This is a genomic window from Maribacter sp. 6B07 (genome assembly GCF_002700155.1).
Taxonomy (GTDB): Bacteria; Bacteroidota; Bacteroidia; order Flavobacteriales; family Flavobacteriaceae; genus Maribacter; species Maribacter dokdonensis.
Window position 1 is genome coordinate 1,420,837 of sequence record NZ_PDUT01000001.1, and the last position, 15,439, is coordinate 1,436,275.

The window sequence follows — 15,439 nt, forward strand, 5'->3', positions numbered from 1 at the left end:
GTTACTAAAATACCGAATATAAATGGGATAAAATAAAAAAAGGTCTTAGCGCACGCCAAGACCTTTTTTAAATACATTACATTATCTCTTAAAAATCTAAATCATCTAGATCATCATCTGTGTCCGAATCAGTATTAGTGCCTTCAACAAATTTATCGCAATCAATTTCAATGGACATATTTTCAGGTTTAACAAAGTCTTCTTTTGAAATACCCAACTCCTCATCAGCATAATTCTTGGTCATATATAGTCCCCATATAGGCAAAGCCATAGAGGCACCTTGACCATATGTGATACTTTTAAAGTGAACCGATCTTTCTTCACCGCCAACCCAAACACCGGTAACAAGATTAGGCACCATACCCATAAACCAACCATCACTATTGTTTTGAGTAGTACCTGTTTTACCCGCAATAGGGTTGGTTAACTTATAAGGATAACCCGTTATAATTTCATCATACTCCGGTCTCCATTTATTAAACCCAGTTGTTCTTAAACGTGTACCTGAACCACCTTGGGTTACACCCTTCATTAGGTCTAAAATAGCATAAGAAACATCTTTACTTAGGACATCTTTTGTTTCTGGTACATACTCATATAGTACGGTACCATCTTTATTTTCAATACGTGTAACCATAACAGGCTTAACATATACACCTTGATTTGCAAAGGCGCCATATGCACCAACCATTTCATATACATTAACATCTAACGTACCTAAAGCAATTGAAGGTACTTCTAGAATATCTCCCGTAAGACCAAGATTACGTACCATGCTCACTACAGATTTTGGTCCCACCTCATCAATCAATTGTGCCGTAACGGTGTTTACAGAATTTGCTAAGGCTTTCTTTAAAGAATAGCTATTACCAGAATATTTAAGGTTAGAGTTTCTTGGGCACCAAGGCTCCATGTTACCGTGTTTGCCCGCTTCTATACAATATTGTGTATCTGGGCGAGTTTCACAAGGAGATAGCCTTAACTGGTCTATAGCGGCAGCATATACAAAAGGTTTAAACGTAGAACCTGCTTGTCTTGCTCCTTGAATTACATTATCATATTGAAAATGCTTGTAATTAATACCACCTACCCATGCTTTTACATGACCCGTTTGTGGTTCCATGGACATCATTGCCGTTCTTAAAAATGCTTTATAATAACGAATAGAGTCTCGCGGAGTTAAAATTGTATCTTTTTCTTTTGTTGGACTTTTCCAATCAAAAACGGTCATCTCTGTTTTCTTATCAAAAGACTCTCGGATCTCCTTTTCAGATTTACCCTCGCTTTTCATAATCTTCCATCGATCGGAATTTTTCATAGCCCGTTCCATAATTGCCTTCGTTTCTTCTGGTGTAATATCCAAGAAAGGGGCGGTTTTATTTCTATCCGGTGTATTTTGATGAAAGAACTCCGCTTGCAATTTTGTCATGTGCTCATTGACCGCTTCTTCTGCATTAGCCTGCATTTTAGAATCAATGGTAGTGTAAATTTTGAGTCCGTCTAAATACAAATTATACTTGTCCGGTTCATCACCAATGGCCGGCTTTGGATTTTTATCGATCCAATCTTTCATGAAACGTTGCAAATACATTCTAAAATATGTAGCTAGACCTACGCTATGTGTTTCAGGATTGTAATTGATATCCATTTTCATCGCTTGAAGCGAATCTTTCTCAACTTCGGTGATATAATCATATTTTGCCATTTGGGCAAGAACAACATCCCTACGGGTCTTTACCATTTCTTCTCTACGCAATGGATTAAAAAGCGATGAGTTCTTGAACATACCCACCAACATAGCAGATTCTTCAATTTTAAGATCCTTAGGTTCTTTACCAAAATATATACGAGCAGCCGATCTAATACCATCTGCGTTGTTACCAAAATCATAGATATTGAAATACATACTTATGATTTCTTCTTTGGTATAACTACGCTCTAACCGAATAGCAAGTACCCATTCTTTTATTTTTTGTTTTATAGCATCGAACTTGCTTCTAGAACGAACCCCAACGAAAAGCTGACGCGCCAATTGCTGCGAAATAGTACTGGCACCACCTTTACTTCCCAAATATGCGAATGCCCTTACTGTACCACGAGCATCAATACCCGAATGGTCTCTAAAACGAGCATCTTCCGTTGCAATAAGTGCATTCACCAGATTATCCGGAAGTTCTTCAAACTTTACATCTGTACGGTTATCATCTAAATAAAACTTACCCAAAAGTTTGCCATCTGAAGATATAATCTGTGATGCCAAATTGGTTTGTGGATTCTCTAAATACTCATAGGGTGGCAATTCACCGAACAGCCCCCATGAGGCAGATAAAAATATTAGTGCCACTAAGGCAATACCAGATGCAAATAAGATCCAAAACCACAAGATGAATTTGGAAAAATTATTGGTTGTTTTCTTTTTTACCGCTTTTGCCATTTTTTAAGGGGTGCTTTTTGTTACTTCTATACCTACATCAGTAATACCTTCTAAGTTAATAATACCAGAAACATTACCGTTTTTACGCATTGCTTGGGATACCTCAATAGTATATACGCCAGAAGAGGAAAAAACGATGTTTTCCTTATACCACAATTTACTTTCCTTTATACTACCGTTACCCTTGCCCAACCATGTACCGTCTGGTAAAGACATGGCATATTCAAGTGTGTCTTTAGTAACCTCACCTTCAGGTGTAGTTAGAGCTGCAATAATAAATAAATTACTATATGGAAAGGTATTGTCATTTCTTACATTGATAAAGATATCATGTTCCGTAACGGTATCCATTTCACTTAGAGAAAACTCTAAAACATTATCCTTGTTCCAAACACCATCTTCCAATGTTCTGTATTCAGATTTTATAATATTGCTGTCACAAGAAGCAAAGAGCACAAGTGCTAAAAAACAACAAAATATACTACGCATTCTTCTTTTGATTTCTATTACGATTTCTATTCTTGTTCTTATTACGGTTTCGATTCTTGTTCTTGTTTCTGCTCTTGTTCCTGTTTCCTCCGCCTTTAGGCTTATCAAAACGGGTAAGACTATCCTGACCAACAACATTCTCAAAAACTACTTTTTCCTCTACTACAATTTCCATTGCGTACATTTCAAGGCTAGCTACCTTTTCCTTCTTTTTATTTTTTTGAAGGATTTCATTGACCTGATCTTTAGAAAGCACGTGCCAATTGCCCGGATCTTCTTTATAAGAAAACCAAAGCATTTCTTTAAAAATATCCGTTTTTTGACAAAAAGCTAGACCCTTCTCCGTAAACAACTTTGTATCTTGGGAAGGAAAGTCTTTAAGCGCATCTAAATACACATCTAGCTCATAATTTAAACAGCACTTAAGCTTACCACATTGACCTGCCAACTTTTGCGGGTTCAATGATAATTGTTGGTAGCGTGCCGCAGAGGTACTTACCGATCTAAAATCGGTCAACCAAGTAGAACAACATAATTCTCTACCACAAGAACCTATACCACCAAGACGCTGGGCTTCTTGCCTATAGCCTATTTGACGCATTTCTATTCTAATGCCAAAAGCCTTGGCCATGTCTTTTATCAACTGACGAAAATCTACACGCTCATCTGCGGTATAATAGAACGTAGCTTTAGAGCCATCACCTTGAAACTCAACATCGGAAATTTTCATTTGAAGTTTTAAGATAATAGCTATTTCTCGTGCTCTTTTCTTAATTTCTTCTTCTCGATCTCTACATTTTTGCCAAATATCAATGTCTTTTTGGCTGGCTTTTCTATAGATTTTAGGAGCCTCTTCTTCTTTAAAAGATTCCTTTTTTCGTTTCATTTGCACACGAACAAGCTCACCCGTTAAGGTAACCATGCCAATATCATGACCTGACTGTGCTTGTGTGGCAACTATATCACCAATGGAAAGTGAGAGATTTTCAGTATTCCTAAAAAACTCTTTTCTACTATTTTTAAATCTTACCTCAACAAAATCGAATGGTCGTTCCCCGTTTGGGAGCGACATATTTGAAAGCCAGTCAAAAACTGTCAGTTTATTGCAACCATCTGTACCGCAAGTACCGTTATTCTTGCATCCCTTTGGTTGTCCATCCTTACCGGTAGAACAACTACTACAACCCATATTATATATATTGATTTGGTCGAATTTTCTAAAATTCACCAAAAAAGGTTCATAAAAAACTTATAGGTAAAGATACAGTTTTTTTAATGTGAAATAAAAGCTAAGTTCTCTCTAACCGTTTTAAAAAGCTTCAATAATTATTAGTCGCCCATAGGGTTTTCACAACAAAAGAGTGTTCAAAAAGCAAGCTTTAGACACCTAAAACAGCCTTAGCTCTGACGTTTACTATACAAACGAAGCTCTATTTTTTAAACTTCAACACCTCAGACCGTCCTTTCTTGAATATCTTATTGCTGACTACCTTACCTTTTCTTAGCGCCTTTTGCTCTTCATACGGTAACTCATGTACTTCTTTGCAAGCATCTGAACAACAATTATTCATCTTTTCCGCACAAGACTTACATTGAATAAATAATAAGTGGCAAGCTTCATTGGCACAGTTCACGTGATCATCGCAAGGTGCGCCGCATTGGTGGCAATTGGCAATGATGTCATCGCTAATACGCTCTCCCCTTCTGTGATCAAAAACAAAGTTCTTACCTCTAAACTTATTTTCAAGTTTCTTTTGTTCCACTTGTCTGGTATATTCAATAATACCCCCTTCTAACTGATATACCTGCTCAAAACCTTTATGTTTATAATAAGCACTGGCTTTTTCACATCTAATGCCACCGGTACAGTACATTACAAGTTTCTTGTCTTTCTTATGATCTGCCAAGTCCTTTTCAATGATATCCAACGAATCTCTAAACGTATCAACATCTGGAGTTATGGCGTTTTTAAAATGACCTATTTCACTTTCATAATGGTTACGCATATCCACTAGCACAGTATCTGGATCTTCAATAAGCTCATTGAACTGTTCTGCCCCCACGTGAATACCCTTGTTGGTTACATCAAAAGAATTATCCTCTAATCCATCGGCTACAATTTTCTTGCGCACTTTTACTTTTAGTTTCAAGAAAGAAAGGTTGTCTTGTTCTATGGCAATGTTCAATCTTACATTCTCCAAAAATGAAATACTGTCTAAATGTGCCTTAAAAACACTGAAGTTTTCCGCAGGAACAGAAAGTTGGGCGTTTATACCTTCATGGGCAACATAAATTCGCCCAAGAACGTCCATTTCATTCCAATGGATAAAAAGGTGATTTCTAAAAATAGTGGTATTACCAATGTGTGCATAGGTATAGAAAGAGATCGTAAGGCGCTCCTTGCCCGCTTCTTCAATTAAAGCCGCTCTTTCTATTGCACTTAACGTATTGTACAGTTGCATGCTATACTAATAATTTAAGCCTGCCCATAGGCAGAAGGTTATAGAAATTTTTTGAAGGGCAAAAATAACGATAATTCTGAAGAAACCCCTATTTAATAAAGGTTTAACACCTTATATAAATTAAAAAGAGCCCTGTTTATAAACAAGGCTCTTTAAAGGCTATCCCATTTTTTCTTTTTCATAACATTCTTAGAGAGTACAAAAGGAAATAGCCACCAAAAATCGCCAACACTAAACAGCGATCTATTACCAATAAAGCAACTTCTATTTTTAAATAGATGTCAAATACATAAATTGGTTGCGTAAACGGTTTCAATATTATATAGTTCAAAAAAGAATTGGTAATTTAGCTTTCCAAAAAATTATGAAAATGAGTTCTGAAAAAGAAGCAAAATTAAAAGCATTAAAGTTGACCCTTGACAAAATGGATAAGACCTACGGAAAGGGCGCTGTAATGAAAATGGGGGATAGTGTTGTTGCAGATGTTGAAGTGATTCCTTCTGGCTCATTAGGTTTAGATATTGCATTAGGTGTAGGCGGTTACCCAAGAGGTAGGGTAATTGAAATTTACGGACCGGAATCTTCTGGTAAAACCACTTTGACCCTACATGCCATTGCCGAGGCTCAAAAAAATGGAGGTATTGCGGCATTTATTGATGCAGAACATGCCTTTGACCGTTTTTACGCTCAAAAATTAGGGGTAGATATTGACAATTTAATTATTTCTCAACCAGATAATGGGGAGCAAGCACTAGAAATTGCAGACAATCTAATACGTTCTGGGGCTATTGATATTGTTGTTGTGGATTCAGTTGCGGCATTAACCCCAAAAAGTGAGATCGAAGGTGAAATGGGTGACTCTAAAATGGGGCTTCATGCACGTTTAATGTCACAAGCGCTCAGAAAACTTACCGGTTCTATCAGCAAAACAAATTGTACAGTAATTTTCATTAACCAATTACGTGAAAAAATTGGTGTTATGTTCGGTAACCCAGAAACCACTACTGGTGGTAACGCCCTTAAATTTTATGCTTCCGTTCGTTTAGATATTAGAAGATCTACTCAAATAAAAGATACCGATGGTAACGTACAAGGAAACAAAACAAGGGTTAAAGTTGTAAAGAACAAGGTTGCACCACCTTTCCGTACTACAGAGTTTGATATTATGTATGGCGAAGGTATTTCTAAAGTTGGCGAGGTAATAGACCTAGGTGTTGAATATGAAATAGTAAAAAAGAGTGGTTCTTGGTTTAGCTATGGCGACACAAAATTAGGTCAAGGTCGTGATGCGGTTAAAAACCTATTATTGGATAATCCTGAATTATTTGAGGAATTAGATGGTAAGATCAGAGAAGCCATTGCAGCCTTAAATGCATAAATTCAATAAATATACTTTAGCAAAAGTAACTTAACGCAACCATTGCACTTACTTTTCATCTTATAAACAAAACTGTTATATGATGAGAAAAAAGATAATGCTGCTGGCAACCGTCATGGCATTTCTATGCAATGGTTGTTCTATTGATGATGATGGCGCCAATTTCCATTTTACAGCGCTGGAAATTGTAGAAGCAGAAGTACCAGAATCGTTTGATTTAAACGAAACCTACAAAATATCTGTAGATTATTTAAAACCAGATAGCTGTACGTATTACGAAGGGTTTGATGTTGTAAAGGATTCCTTGACCGTTAGAAGCGTAGTTGCCATAGGCACCGTAAGAACAGATTTCGATGATTGCACTGAAGAATTAATACAGGAAACTGCATCTTTTAACTTTCAGGTAATCTATGATAAACCATATACATTTAAATTTTATACCGGAAACAATAGTGACGGAGAGGCAGAATATATGGAAATTGTAGTTCCAGTAAACAAACCTTAAAAACAACCGACCATTTGTGAGTCTAGAAGAACTCATACATAATTGCAAAAAAGGAGACCGCAAAGCGCAGGAACTATTGTATAGAGCCTACGCAACTACCCTCTTTGGCATATGTTTAAAATATTCAAAATCCAAATCTCAAGCAGAAGACACCCTACATGATAGCTTTATGACCATCTATGACAAAATAGGTCAGTTTAAAAACAAAGGTTCTTTTGAAGGATGGATGAAAAGAATTACGGTCAATACCGCTCTTCAAAAATATAGAAAAGAAGAGTATTTAAATGTAGTTACGGATAACACAGAAGAAGAAGTAACCGTAGATAACGCCTTTAGCGATATAAGTCTACAAACCCTCTTGGGCTACATACAAGAATTGCCCAACAAATACAGAGCTACATTCAATTTATATGTTTTGGATGGATACACCCATAAAGAGATCAGCGAAATACTGGGTACTTCGGTAGGTACTTCAAAATCCAATCTCGCAAGGGCGCGCGCATTATTAAAAGAAAAAATAGAAACAAAGGTAACACAGTCCATTATTAGTGTCCTTATCATAATATCAAATCACTTTTTATAATCTAACATGATTATAGACTGAAATAGTACTAGATGCAGAGAAAAAATATAGACGAACTTTTTCGAGATAAACTCTCGGACTTCAAACAAGCACCGGACAATAAGGTCTGGCGTGCGATTGATGCGTCATTGGACAAAAGAAAAAAGAGAAGGGTGATACCTATATGGTGGTCATTAAGTGGAATAGCGGCAGCTTTATTGATCGGATTATTGATTTTTAATCAGCTTACAGAAGAACCAACTACCAATGAGATTTTGGTGGAAACCGACAATGCCCCTACAACCATTGATGACATTCAACCGAACACCGAAAATGAGGTTTTTATCGACTCCATAACTACCAATTCAAATGCCATTGTTGAACAAAGCATAACTAATGAAGAATCTGTAAATGATCCTGAAGACAGCTCATTAAACCCGGAAAAACAAACCAATACATCTACAGTTTTAACCAAAAAAATCAACGATAAAAAGGCTCAAACCACAGACCATATTGCCAAAAACAATACTATTGACCAAGAAACCAATGCTTCATCACAAGAAACTTTAATTACCGAAAACATCTCTAAAGAAGGCTTTAATCAAAACAACACGGAAAATCCGCTAAACGAAGATTTGAATTCAAGCGAAGCCATGGCCATCAATAAAAGAGAATCCTTTAAATCTCTAAACACGGATAATCTTAAAGAAGAACATACCGTTACTGCCAACACCCCTATTGAAGAAACTACTGAAACAGTTGAACCCAACAAAAAATCAATTTTTGAGGAAATAGAACACCAAGAAGAATTGAAAAAGGAAAAAGTAGCAACCAATAGATGGTCCGCAGGTCCCAATGTTGCACCAGTATATTTTAATGCACTTGGTGAAGGTTCTCCAGTCAATTCTATTTTTACTCCTAATACCAAAAGTGGTAATATAAATATGAGTTACGGTGTAACCGTGGCTTATGCCGTGACTAAAAAACTAACTATTCGTTCTGGGATCAATAAAGTTGATTATGGTTATGACACGGAAGATGTAGCATTTTCCTCTTCTTCCAGTTTAGCTTCTAAAGGTGGTCAATTATCCACAATTAATTATGCCGAAACCTCAAATACATTGACAATTGCAAGTAACATTGTTACTTCTGAAAAGTATACCACTACCAATTTAGCCCAAGATGTTACAGCAAAAAGCCCTACAAGAGATGGGTTTATGTCTCAACAGTTTGGCTATTTAGAGCTTCCTGTAGAATTGAATTATGCCCTATTGGATAAAAAATTCGGGGTAAACATTATTGGCGGTGTCAGTTCACTTTTCTTAATAGATAATGCCGTATCGTTAACATCTGGAGATCTAACTACTGAAATTGGAGAGGCAAACAATATTAACGACCTTAATTTTAGTGCCAATATGGGTCTAGGGTTAAATTATAATTTTTCACAAAAAGTCCGTTTTAATGTTGAACCCATTTTTAAATACCAGCTCAACACATTTTCTGATGTAAATGGAACATTTAGACCGTATTCTGTTGGCGTTTATAGTGGCCTAACTTTCAAATTTTAACTATTCTTGATCAAATCATCAAGTATTGTTTTTCTTACTCGGTCCCGCAAGTTTACTGTGTCTTCTGGGCACAATGAGTGGGTCTCTACAAACTTGTGCACTCTAGCCCTACATTTACCAGGGCCACCACTAAAAAACGTAAAGGAAAAACGCTCTTTGTTATCATAAAATGTCATAGGCACTACGGGTATTTTATGGGCAATGGCCATTTTAAATGCCCCATCTTTAAATTTATCCAACAACACATGTTCTTCTGGAACACCGCCTTCTGGAAAAATACAAATACTTAACCCTTGCTGAAGCCTTTTCTGTGCTCTTCTGTACACTCCTGTCCTACTTTGGGTATTATCCCGATCTACCATAATACAAACTCGTTTATAAAAGAATCCGAAAAGTGGTATTTTCACCAACTCCTTTTTACCAACGAATACAAACGGATTTTTACTAACCACAAGCATTAGCATTATATCTAGCATGCTGGTGTGGTTGGCCACCAACATATAGCTCTTCTTCTTAATCAAACGTTGCTCATAAGTCACTTTTGGAAAACAAAACATACCGTACAGTATCGGCTTTGCCCATAGGTTTCTTGCCATCCAAAAAAACTGCGGATACCAAGTCTCTTTTGAGGCAAAAACGACCAATACAGGGAAAAATATAATGATAGGTATGGCTACTAGAATATAAAACCAAATTCGATATAAGGTCTGACCAATTTGTCTAACGACTTTAAGCATAAATCAAAAGTAGTTATTTAGGATAGTTTTTTTGTATTGTTTTACCTTTGCTTGATACAATTAAAGAAAATGGCAAGAATTTTAACAGGTATTCAAAGTACGGGAACACCACATTTAGGAAATATTCTAGGAGCGATCAAACCGGCAATAGATATGGCCAATGATCCGTCTAACGAATCTTTTCTGTTCATTGCAGATATGCATTCGTTGACACAAATAAAAAATGGCGAAGAATTACGCCATAACACTTATGCAGTTGCAGCAACATGGCTTGCTTTTGGTCTGGATATTGAAAACACCGTTTTTTACAGACAGAGCGATGTACCGCAAACCACAGAATTAGCTTGGTACCTTAGTTGCTTTTTTCCATACCAACGCTTAACACTTGCCCATTCTTTTAAAGATAAGGCAGATAGATTAGACGATGTAAATGCCGGACTTTTTACCTACCCCATGTTAATGGCGGCAGATATTCTATTATATGACGCCAACATAGTACCTGTAGGCAAGGATCAAATGCAACATATTGAAATGACGCGTGATGTCGCATCTCGTTTTCATGCACAATTAGGTGAAACTTTTGTATTACCAGAAGGAAAAGTACAAGAAGAAACCATGTATATACCTGGCACAGATGGTGCCAAAATGAGTAAGAGTAAGGGCAACTTGATCAGCTTGTTTCAGACAGATAAGAAATTACGCAAGCAGATTATGGGAATACAAACAGATAGCACTCCCATGGAAGAACCAAAAGATCCTGCTAACGACAACATATTCGCGCTATATAAACTTTTAGCTAGTCAGCCTCAAATTGAAGAAATGAGTGCTAATTATTTAGCAGGAAATTATGGTTATGGGCACGCCAAACAAGCACTTTATGAAGTCATTGTAAATAAATTTGAAGAACCACGTGAGAAGTTTGAATACTACATGAACAATCTTAATGAGATTGATGACGCATTGGCATTAGGAGCTGAAAAAGCCAGAAAAGTTGCAGACGGAGTACTAGAAAGGGTTCGTGAAAAGTTAGGGTATTAACGAGTAGTTTAAAAAACTACAAAAGACAAAAACCGACCAAATGGTCGGTTTTTGTCTTTAATATACTTATCCCATGTCTTAAAATCATCGTCATCATAAAGTCATTTCACGATAAAGAACAAGAACCTAAAGAAAATACGTAACAAACCTAGAAAAACAGACCCAGTAGTTTGCTATAACTTTATATAGCCTCGAACAATTTCCCTGGCAATGGTCGTATCACCCCTTTCATTTCCATAGTCAATAAGGTAGATGACGTTCTAAAAATTGGCAGTTTACAATCTAAGGCAATACTATCCAATAACTGCTTGCCATTATTCTGTAAATATGTGTAGATGCCTTGCTCAATTTCATCAAGCTCAATGAACAATTGTTTTTGAATAGGCTTGGTTTCCTTTTTTCCTATATCCCAATCTAACAGATAAATCAAATCTGCCGCTGCGGTCATTACATGTGCCTTTTGCTGCTTTATTAAATTATTACAACCTAAACTGTACTTGTCCGTAGTTCTTCCAGGAACGGCAAATACATCCCTATTATAACTATTGGCAGTATCAGCGGTAACCAGGCTCCCACCTTTTTCAGCAGATTCTACAACCACTGTAGCCTCACTTATACCAGCGATTACACGGTTTCTTTTTAAAAAATTTTCTCGTTCAGGATTACTTGTACTCCAAAATTCAGTGTAGAATCCGCCATTTTTAAGCACTTCAGCTTGATATTTTGCATGAACTTTAGGGTAGATTTGATTTAAGCCGTGAGCAAGGCATCCTACAGTCTGTAGCCCATGTTTTATGGCTTCCCTTTGAATACAAATATCCACTCCGTACGCAAAACCACTTATGATTACAGGATCCAGTGGTGCCACATCTTCTATAAACTGCTCACAAAAAGCCGTTCCATAACTCGTTATTTTACGGGTACCTACTACGCTAATAATTTTTCGTTGGGCTAGGTCAATATTTCCTTTCTTGAATAATAATATAGGCCCATCAATGCAATGCTTTAAATATTTAGGATAATGATCATCTAAAAAATATGTGCATTCAATATCATATTTAGTAATATAATTGAATTCTGCCTCAGCAGCTTCCAAATGCTCAAGATCAAAAAGATGTTTAATTGTATGGGTACCTATACCATCAATTTTTAATAAATTTTGCTTTTTGTCTTCAAAAATTGCTGTTGGACTCCCGCAATGTGAAATTAATTTTTTTGCGAGGACATCTCCAATATTGGGGACATGTTGCAAACGAAGTATTGCAACAAGTTCATCGGCAGTATGTTGTGTAGTTTTCATTTCTTGTTCACAAATTAGGTGAAAAAATATGTTAATAAAAAGTTACGTAAGAGGTTTTTATACCTCTTTATTTTTTCCATATTTGCGCAACTATGGTTTTAGAACACTATATAAGCGATTTACTTTATAGGTACAACTGTGTTGTTGTCCCAGGGTTTGGAGCGTTCCTTACCCAAAAAAATTCTGCGAAATTAAACGTAGTTACCAATACGTTCAGCGCACCCAATAAATCCATTGTTTTTAATAGACAACTGGTTTCAAATGACGGGCTTTTGGTTTCTTATGTATCCAATGCCGAGAAAGTTTCTTATGAAACTGCATTGGTAGAAATAGAAAACCAAGTGAAAATTTGGCAAGAGGCCTTGATACAAGAAACGTCATTGCACTTAAAGAATATTGGATCTCTTACTAGGAACAACGAAGACAAAATATTGTTTCAGCCTGCAAATGAGACCAACTATTTAACGTCCTCTTTCGGACTTTCCAATTTCAATTCAATCCCTGTGTTAAGGGAAGAACTAAAAGAGGAAATCGTAGAAATTGAAGAAAAAATACCGTTCGTTATTAGTCCTGAGCGTAGAGAAAGCGGTCGTTTTAGACCATACTTGAAATATGCTGCTATTTTAATGTTGGCCTTTTCAACAGGAATTACAGGATACAGAGCATACCAGCAGCAACGTACCAATGAGCAAGTTGCAAGACAAGATGCCCAAGAGTATGTTAACAAGCAAATACAGGAAGCTACATTTTTTGATCTTTCACCATTAGAATTACCAACGGTAACCATTGATGCCTCTTCTACTTCAACTACACAACCAACAGTTAACGAAGGTGAAGAAATGCATTATATTGTTGCTGGTGCCTTTAGAGTTAAAGGAAATGCGGACAGAAAAATAGAACAGCTAAAGTCACTTGGCTTTAATGCTGGCTATTATGGCACTAATGCTTATGGATTGCACATGGTTACATTCGATAGCTTTACAAATGCAAACGATGCTTTAAAAGCACTGCGTGAAATTAAGCTTACACAGTCCAAAGACGCTTGGTTGTTATCTGAAAAATAAACCTGCACACATTTTATAAGTATCATTGATGCCCGTATCTTTGCGGAAAATTTCTATTTAATGGAAGCAAAATCGCCTTCAGCATCTCGTACTACAATGACAGATATGGTACTCCCTAGTGAGACCAATGCCCTACAAAATTTATTTGGAGGAGAATTATTGGCCCGTATGGATCGTGCCGCTAGTATAGCCGCAGGAAGACATAGCCGCAGAATAACGGTTACCGCATCTGTAAACCACGTTGCCTTTAATTTGGCCATTCCATTAGGAAGTGTAGTTACTGTTGAAGCAGCCGTTTCTAGAGCCTACAATACTTCTATGGAGGTGTATATAGATGTTTGGATAGAAGACCGCTATAACGGAAAACGAACTAAGGCAAATGAAGCAATTTATACCTTTGTTGCCGTAGATGAAACCGGTAAACCCACCGAGGTACCAGAGTTGGTTCCTGAAACACCCTTAGAAATCACTCGTTTTGAGGGTGCCCTTCGCAGGAAACAGTTAAGTTTGGTTTTAGCAGGTAAAATGAAACCGGACAATGCCACAGAATTAAAGGCTCTATTTACCAAATAATTACTTTAAGCCACTTGTTCGTATAACTCCCTTTCCAATTCAGACTGATCAACATCAATTTGAAAAGAAACTTCCATGTCCGCACCTTTTGTATTGACCCAAACATAAAGTGCTGCTAGGACTACACTGCCTACTATAAAGAAAATACTGGAGAACAGCAATGAACTAAATAGGGCAATCATTAAACTTACTATAAGAAATACGGCATAGACCATCATAGGAATATATGATCTAAACCCTCATAGGTTTCCGCTTTTAACTTTGTACTTCTTTTATTATAATTTTTATCGGTAGTCGTCGAATGTAATGTAAAGGTATTTTCCATGATAGTCTCCTTTTAATCAGTTAACCAAATTTCGCAAAAAAAATGAAATTACCTAAACATAACTACATGTAAATCAGTATGATAACTAATTTTTAAAGAAATGATATTATTCAAATAACATAAAAATCATTATCACAAAATAGGGTATCAAAAATTGAAGTTATCGGGATCAGGACCAATACGTTCACCAGTTTCCAACCCATCTAAAAAGGAAATGTCTTCAGATGATAGTTCAAAGTCAAAAATTTCCGCATTAGCCGCTATACGTTTTGCATGAACAGATTTTGGAATAGCGACAATACCTTTTTGAAGATTATAACGTAGAATAATCTGCGCTACGCTCTTATTGTACTTTTTCGCCAAATCTGCACAAATATCCAACTCAAAAACCTTACCCTGCATAAAGGGAGACCAAGATTCATATTGAATTCCTTTAGCCGCACAAAAATCAATAAGATCTTGTTGTACCAAATGTGGATGAAACTCCATTTGGTTAACCATTGGCACCACCTTACAATCTTGCAAAATATCTTCTAAATGATGTTTAAGAAAGTTACTTACCCCAATGGCCTTTATTTTCTTTTGAGCATACAAATACTCTAAAGCTCGCCAAGTTTCTTTATACTTACCACTAACCGGCCAATGAATAAGGTAAAGATCTAGATAGTCTACACCCAAACGTTTTAAACTCGCATCAAATGCATTTAGCGTTTCATCATAGCCTTGATCTTCATTCCAAACTTTAGAAACCAAAAATATTTCTTTCCTATCTATACCACTTTCACGAATACCCTTACCAACACCTTCTTCGTTTTTATAGATTGCAGCAGTATCTATGTGCCTATAACCAATTTCAAGTGCACTTTTAACGGCATTAACCACTTCTTGATCATTATCTGACTGATAAGTACCCAAGCCTAAATACGGCATTTGTACTCCGTTATGTAATGTAAAACCCCCTGTAAGGTCGGTAATATTGATGTGTTTTTCCATTTGAATACAGT

The 15,439-nt window shown here is 36.5% G+C and carries 15 protein-coding genes; 7 read left to right on the forward strand and 8 right to left on the reverse strand.

What is annotated here, in order from left to right:
- Window positions 1–88: 88 nt before the first annotated feature.
- From CSC80_RS05935 to CSC80_RS05950, 4 genes are all read right to left on the reverse strand, one after another.
- A complete protein-coding gene (locus CSC80_RS05935) occupies window positions 89–2,434 on the reverse strand; it encodes a transglycosylase domain-containing protein (protein WP_058104501.1) in 2,346 nt (781 codons plus the stop codon).
- Between the two features lie 3 nt (window positions 2,435–2,437).
- Complete coding sequence (locus CSC80_RS05940; protein WP_074670959.1) at window positions 2,438–2,923, reverse strand: gliding motility lipoprotein GldH; 486 nt, start codon at window positions 2,921–2,923, stop codon at window positions 2,438–2,440.
- Window positions 2,916–4,112, reverse strand: coding sequence for a regulatory iron-sulfur-containing complex subunit RicT (gene ricT / locus CSC80_RS05945; RefSeq protein ID WP_099190439.1), 1,197 nt, complete (start codon window positions 4,110–4,112; stop codon window positions 2,916–2,918). The genes CSC80_RS05940 and ricT overlap by 8 nt, the downstream gene beginning before the upstream one ends.
- Before the next feature lie 241 nt (window positions 4,113–4,353).
- Window positions 4,354–5,385, reverse strand: a complete 1,032-nt coding sequence (locus CSC80_RS05950) for a rhodanese-related sulfurtransferase (RefSeq protein WP_074670953.1) — start codon at window positions 5,383–5,385, stop codon at window positions 4,354–4,356.
- A gap of 370 nt (window positions 5,386–5,755) precedes the next feature.
- Between CSC80_RS05950 and recA the strand changes: the two genes are divergently transcribed.
- From recA to CSC80_RS05970, 4 genes are all read left to right on the forward strand, one after another.
- Window positions 5,756–6,763: a recombinase RecA gene (gene recA / locus CSC80_RS05955; RefSeq protein ID WP_058105109.1), complete on the forward strand. Its 1,008-nt coding sequence runs from the start codon at window positions 5,756–5,758 to the stop codon at window positions 6,761–6,763.
- Between the two features lie 79 nt (window positions 6,764–6,842).
- On the forward strand, window positions 6,843–7,268 hold the full coding sequence (locus CSC80_RS05960) for a hypothetical protein (protein WP_071340870.1): 426 nt from the start codon (window positions 6,843–6,845) through the stop codon (window positions 7,266–7,268).
- A gap of 16 nt (window positions 7,269–7,284) precedes the next feature.
- Window positions 7,285–7,851: an RNA polymerase sigma factor gene (locus CSC80_RS05965; RefSeq protein ID WP_071340869.1), complete on the forward strand. Its 567-nt coding sequence runs from the start codon at window positions 7,285–7,287 to the stop codon at window positions 7,849–7,851.
- 32 nt (window positions 7,852–7,883) lie between these two features.
- Window positions 7,884–9,398 carry a hypothetical protein gene (locus tag CSC80_RS05970; RefSeq protein ID WP_099190441.1) on the forward strand — a complete coding sequence of 505 codons (1,515 nt, stop codon included), beginning with the start codon at window positions 7,884–7,886 and terminating at the stop codon, window positions 9,396–9,398.
- Here CSC80_RS05970 and CSC80_RS05975 read toward each other — a convergent pair.
- Window positions 9,395–10,135 (reverse strand): lysophospholipid acyltransferase family protein, encoded by a 741-nt coding sequence (locus tag CSC80_RS05975; RefSeq protein WP_074670942.1) that lies wholly within the window; start codon window positions 10,133–10,135, stop codon window positions 9,395–9,397. The genes CSC80_RS05970 and CSC80_RS05975 overlap by 4 nt on opposite strands.
- Before the next feature lie 69 nt (window positions 10,136–10,204).
- Between CSC80_RS05975 and trpS the strand changes: the two genes are divergently transcribed.
- Complete coding sequence (gene trpS, locus CSC80_RS05980) at window positions 10,205–11,173, forward strand: tryptophan--tRNA ligase (protein WP_099190443.1); 969 nt, start codon at window positions 10,205–10,207, stop codon at window positions 11,171–11,173.
- Window positions 11,174–11,354: 181 nt separating this feature from the next.
- Here the strand turns inward: trpS and dprA are convergent, their stop codons facing one another.
- Window positions 11,355–12,473, reverse strand: a complete 1,119-nt coding sequence (dprA, locus tag CSC80_RS05985; RefSeq protein ID WP_099190445.1) for a DNA-processing protein DprA — start codon at window positions 12,471–12,473, stop codon at window positions 11,355–11,357.
- Window positions 12,474–12,565: 92 nt separating this feature from the next.
- Between dprA and CSC80_RS05990 the strand changes: the two genes are divergently transcribed.
- Both CSC80_RS05990 and CSC80_RS05995 read left to right on the forward strand, forming a co-directional pair.
- Window positions 12,566–13,537, forward strand: a complete 972-nt coding sequence (locus tag CSC80_RS05990; RefSeq protein WP_099190447.1) for an SPOR domain-containing protein — start codon at window positions 12,566–12,568, stop codon at window positions 13,535–13,537.
- Between the two features lie 60 nt (window positions 13,538–13,597).
- Window positions 13,598–14,110, forward strand: a complete 513-nt coding sequence (locus CSC80_RS05995) for an acyl-CoA thioesterase (RefSeq protein ID WP_058104512.1) — start codon at window positions 13,598–13,600, stop codon at window positions 14,108–14,110.
- A gap of 5 nt (window positions 14,111–14,115) precedes the next feature.
- On the opposite strand, the gene CSC80_RS06000 is transcribed toward CSC80_RS05995, so the two are convergent.
- Both CSC80_RS06000 and CSC80_RS06005 read right to left on the reverse strand, forming a co-directional pair.
- Complete coding sequence (locus CSC80_RS06000) at window positions 14,116–14,328, reverse strand: hypothetical protein (RefSeq protein WP_099190449.1); 213 nt, start codon at window positions 14,326–14,328, stop codon at window positions 14,116–14,118.
- 254 nt (window positions 14,329–14,582) lie between these two features.
- Window positions 14,583–15,428, reverse strand: a complete 846-nt coding sequence (locus tag CSC80_RS06005; protein WP_099191431.1) for an aldo/keto reductase — start codon at window positions 15,426–15,428, stop codon at window positions 14,583–14,585.
- Window positions 15,429–15,439 lie beyond the last annotated feature (11 nt).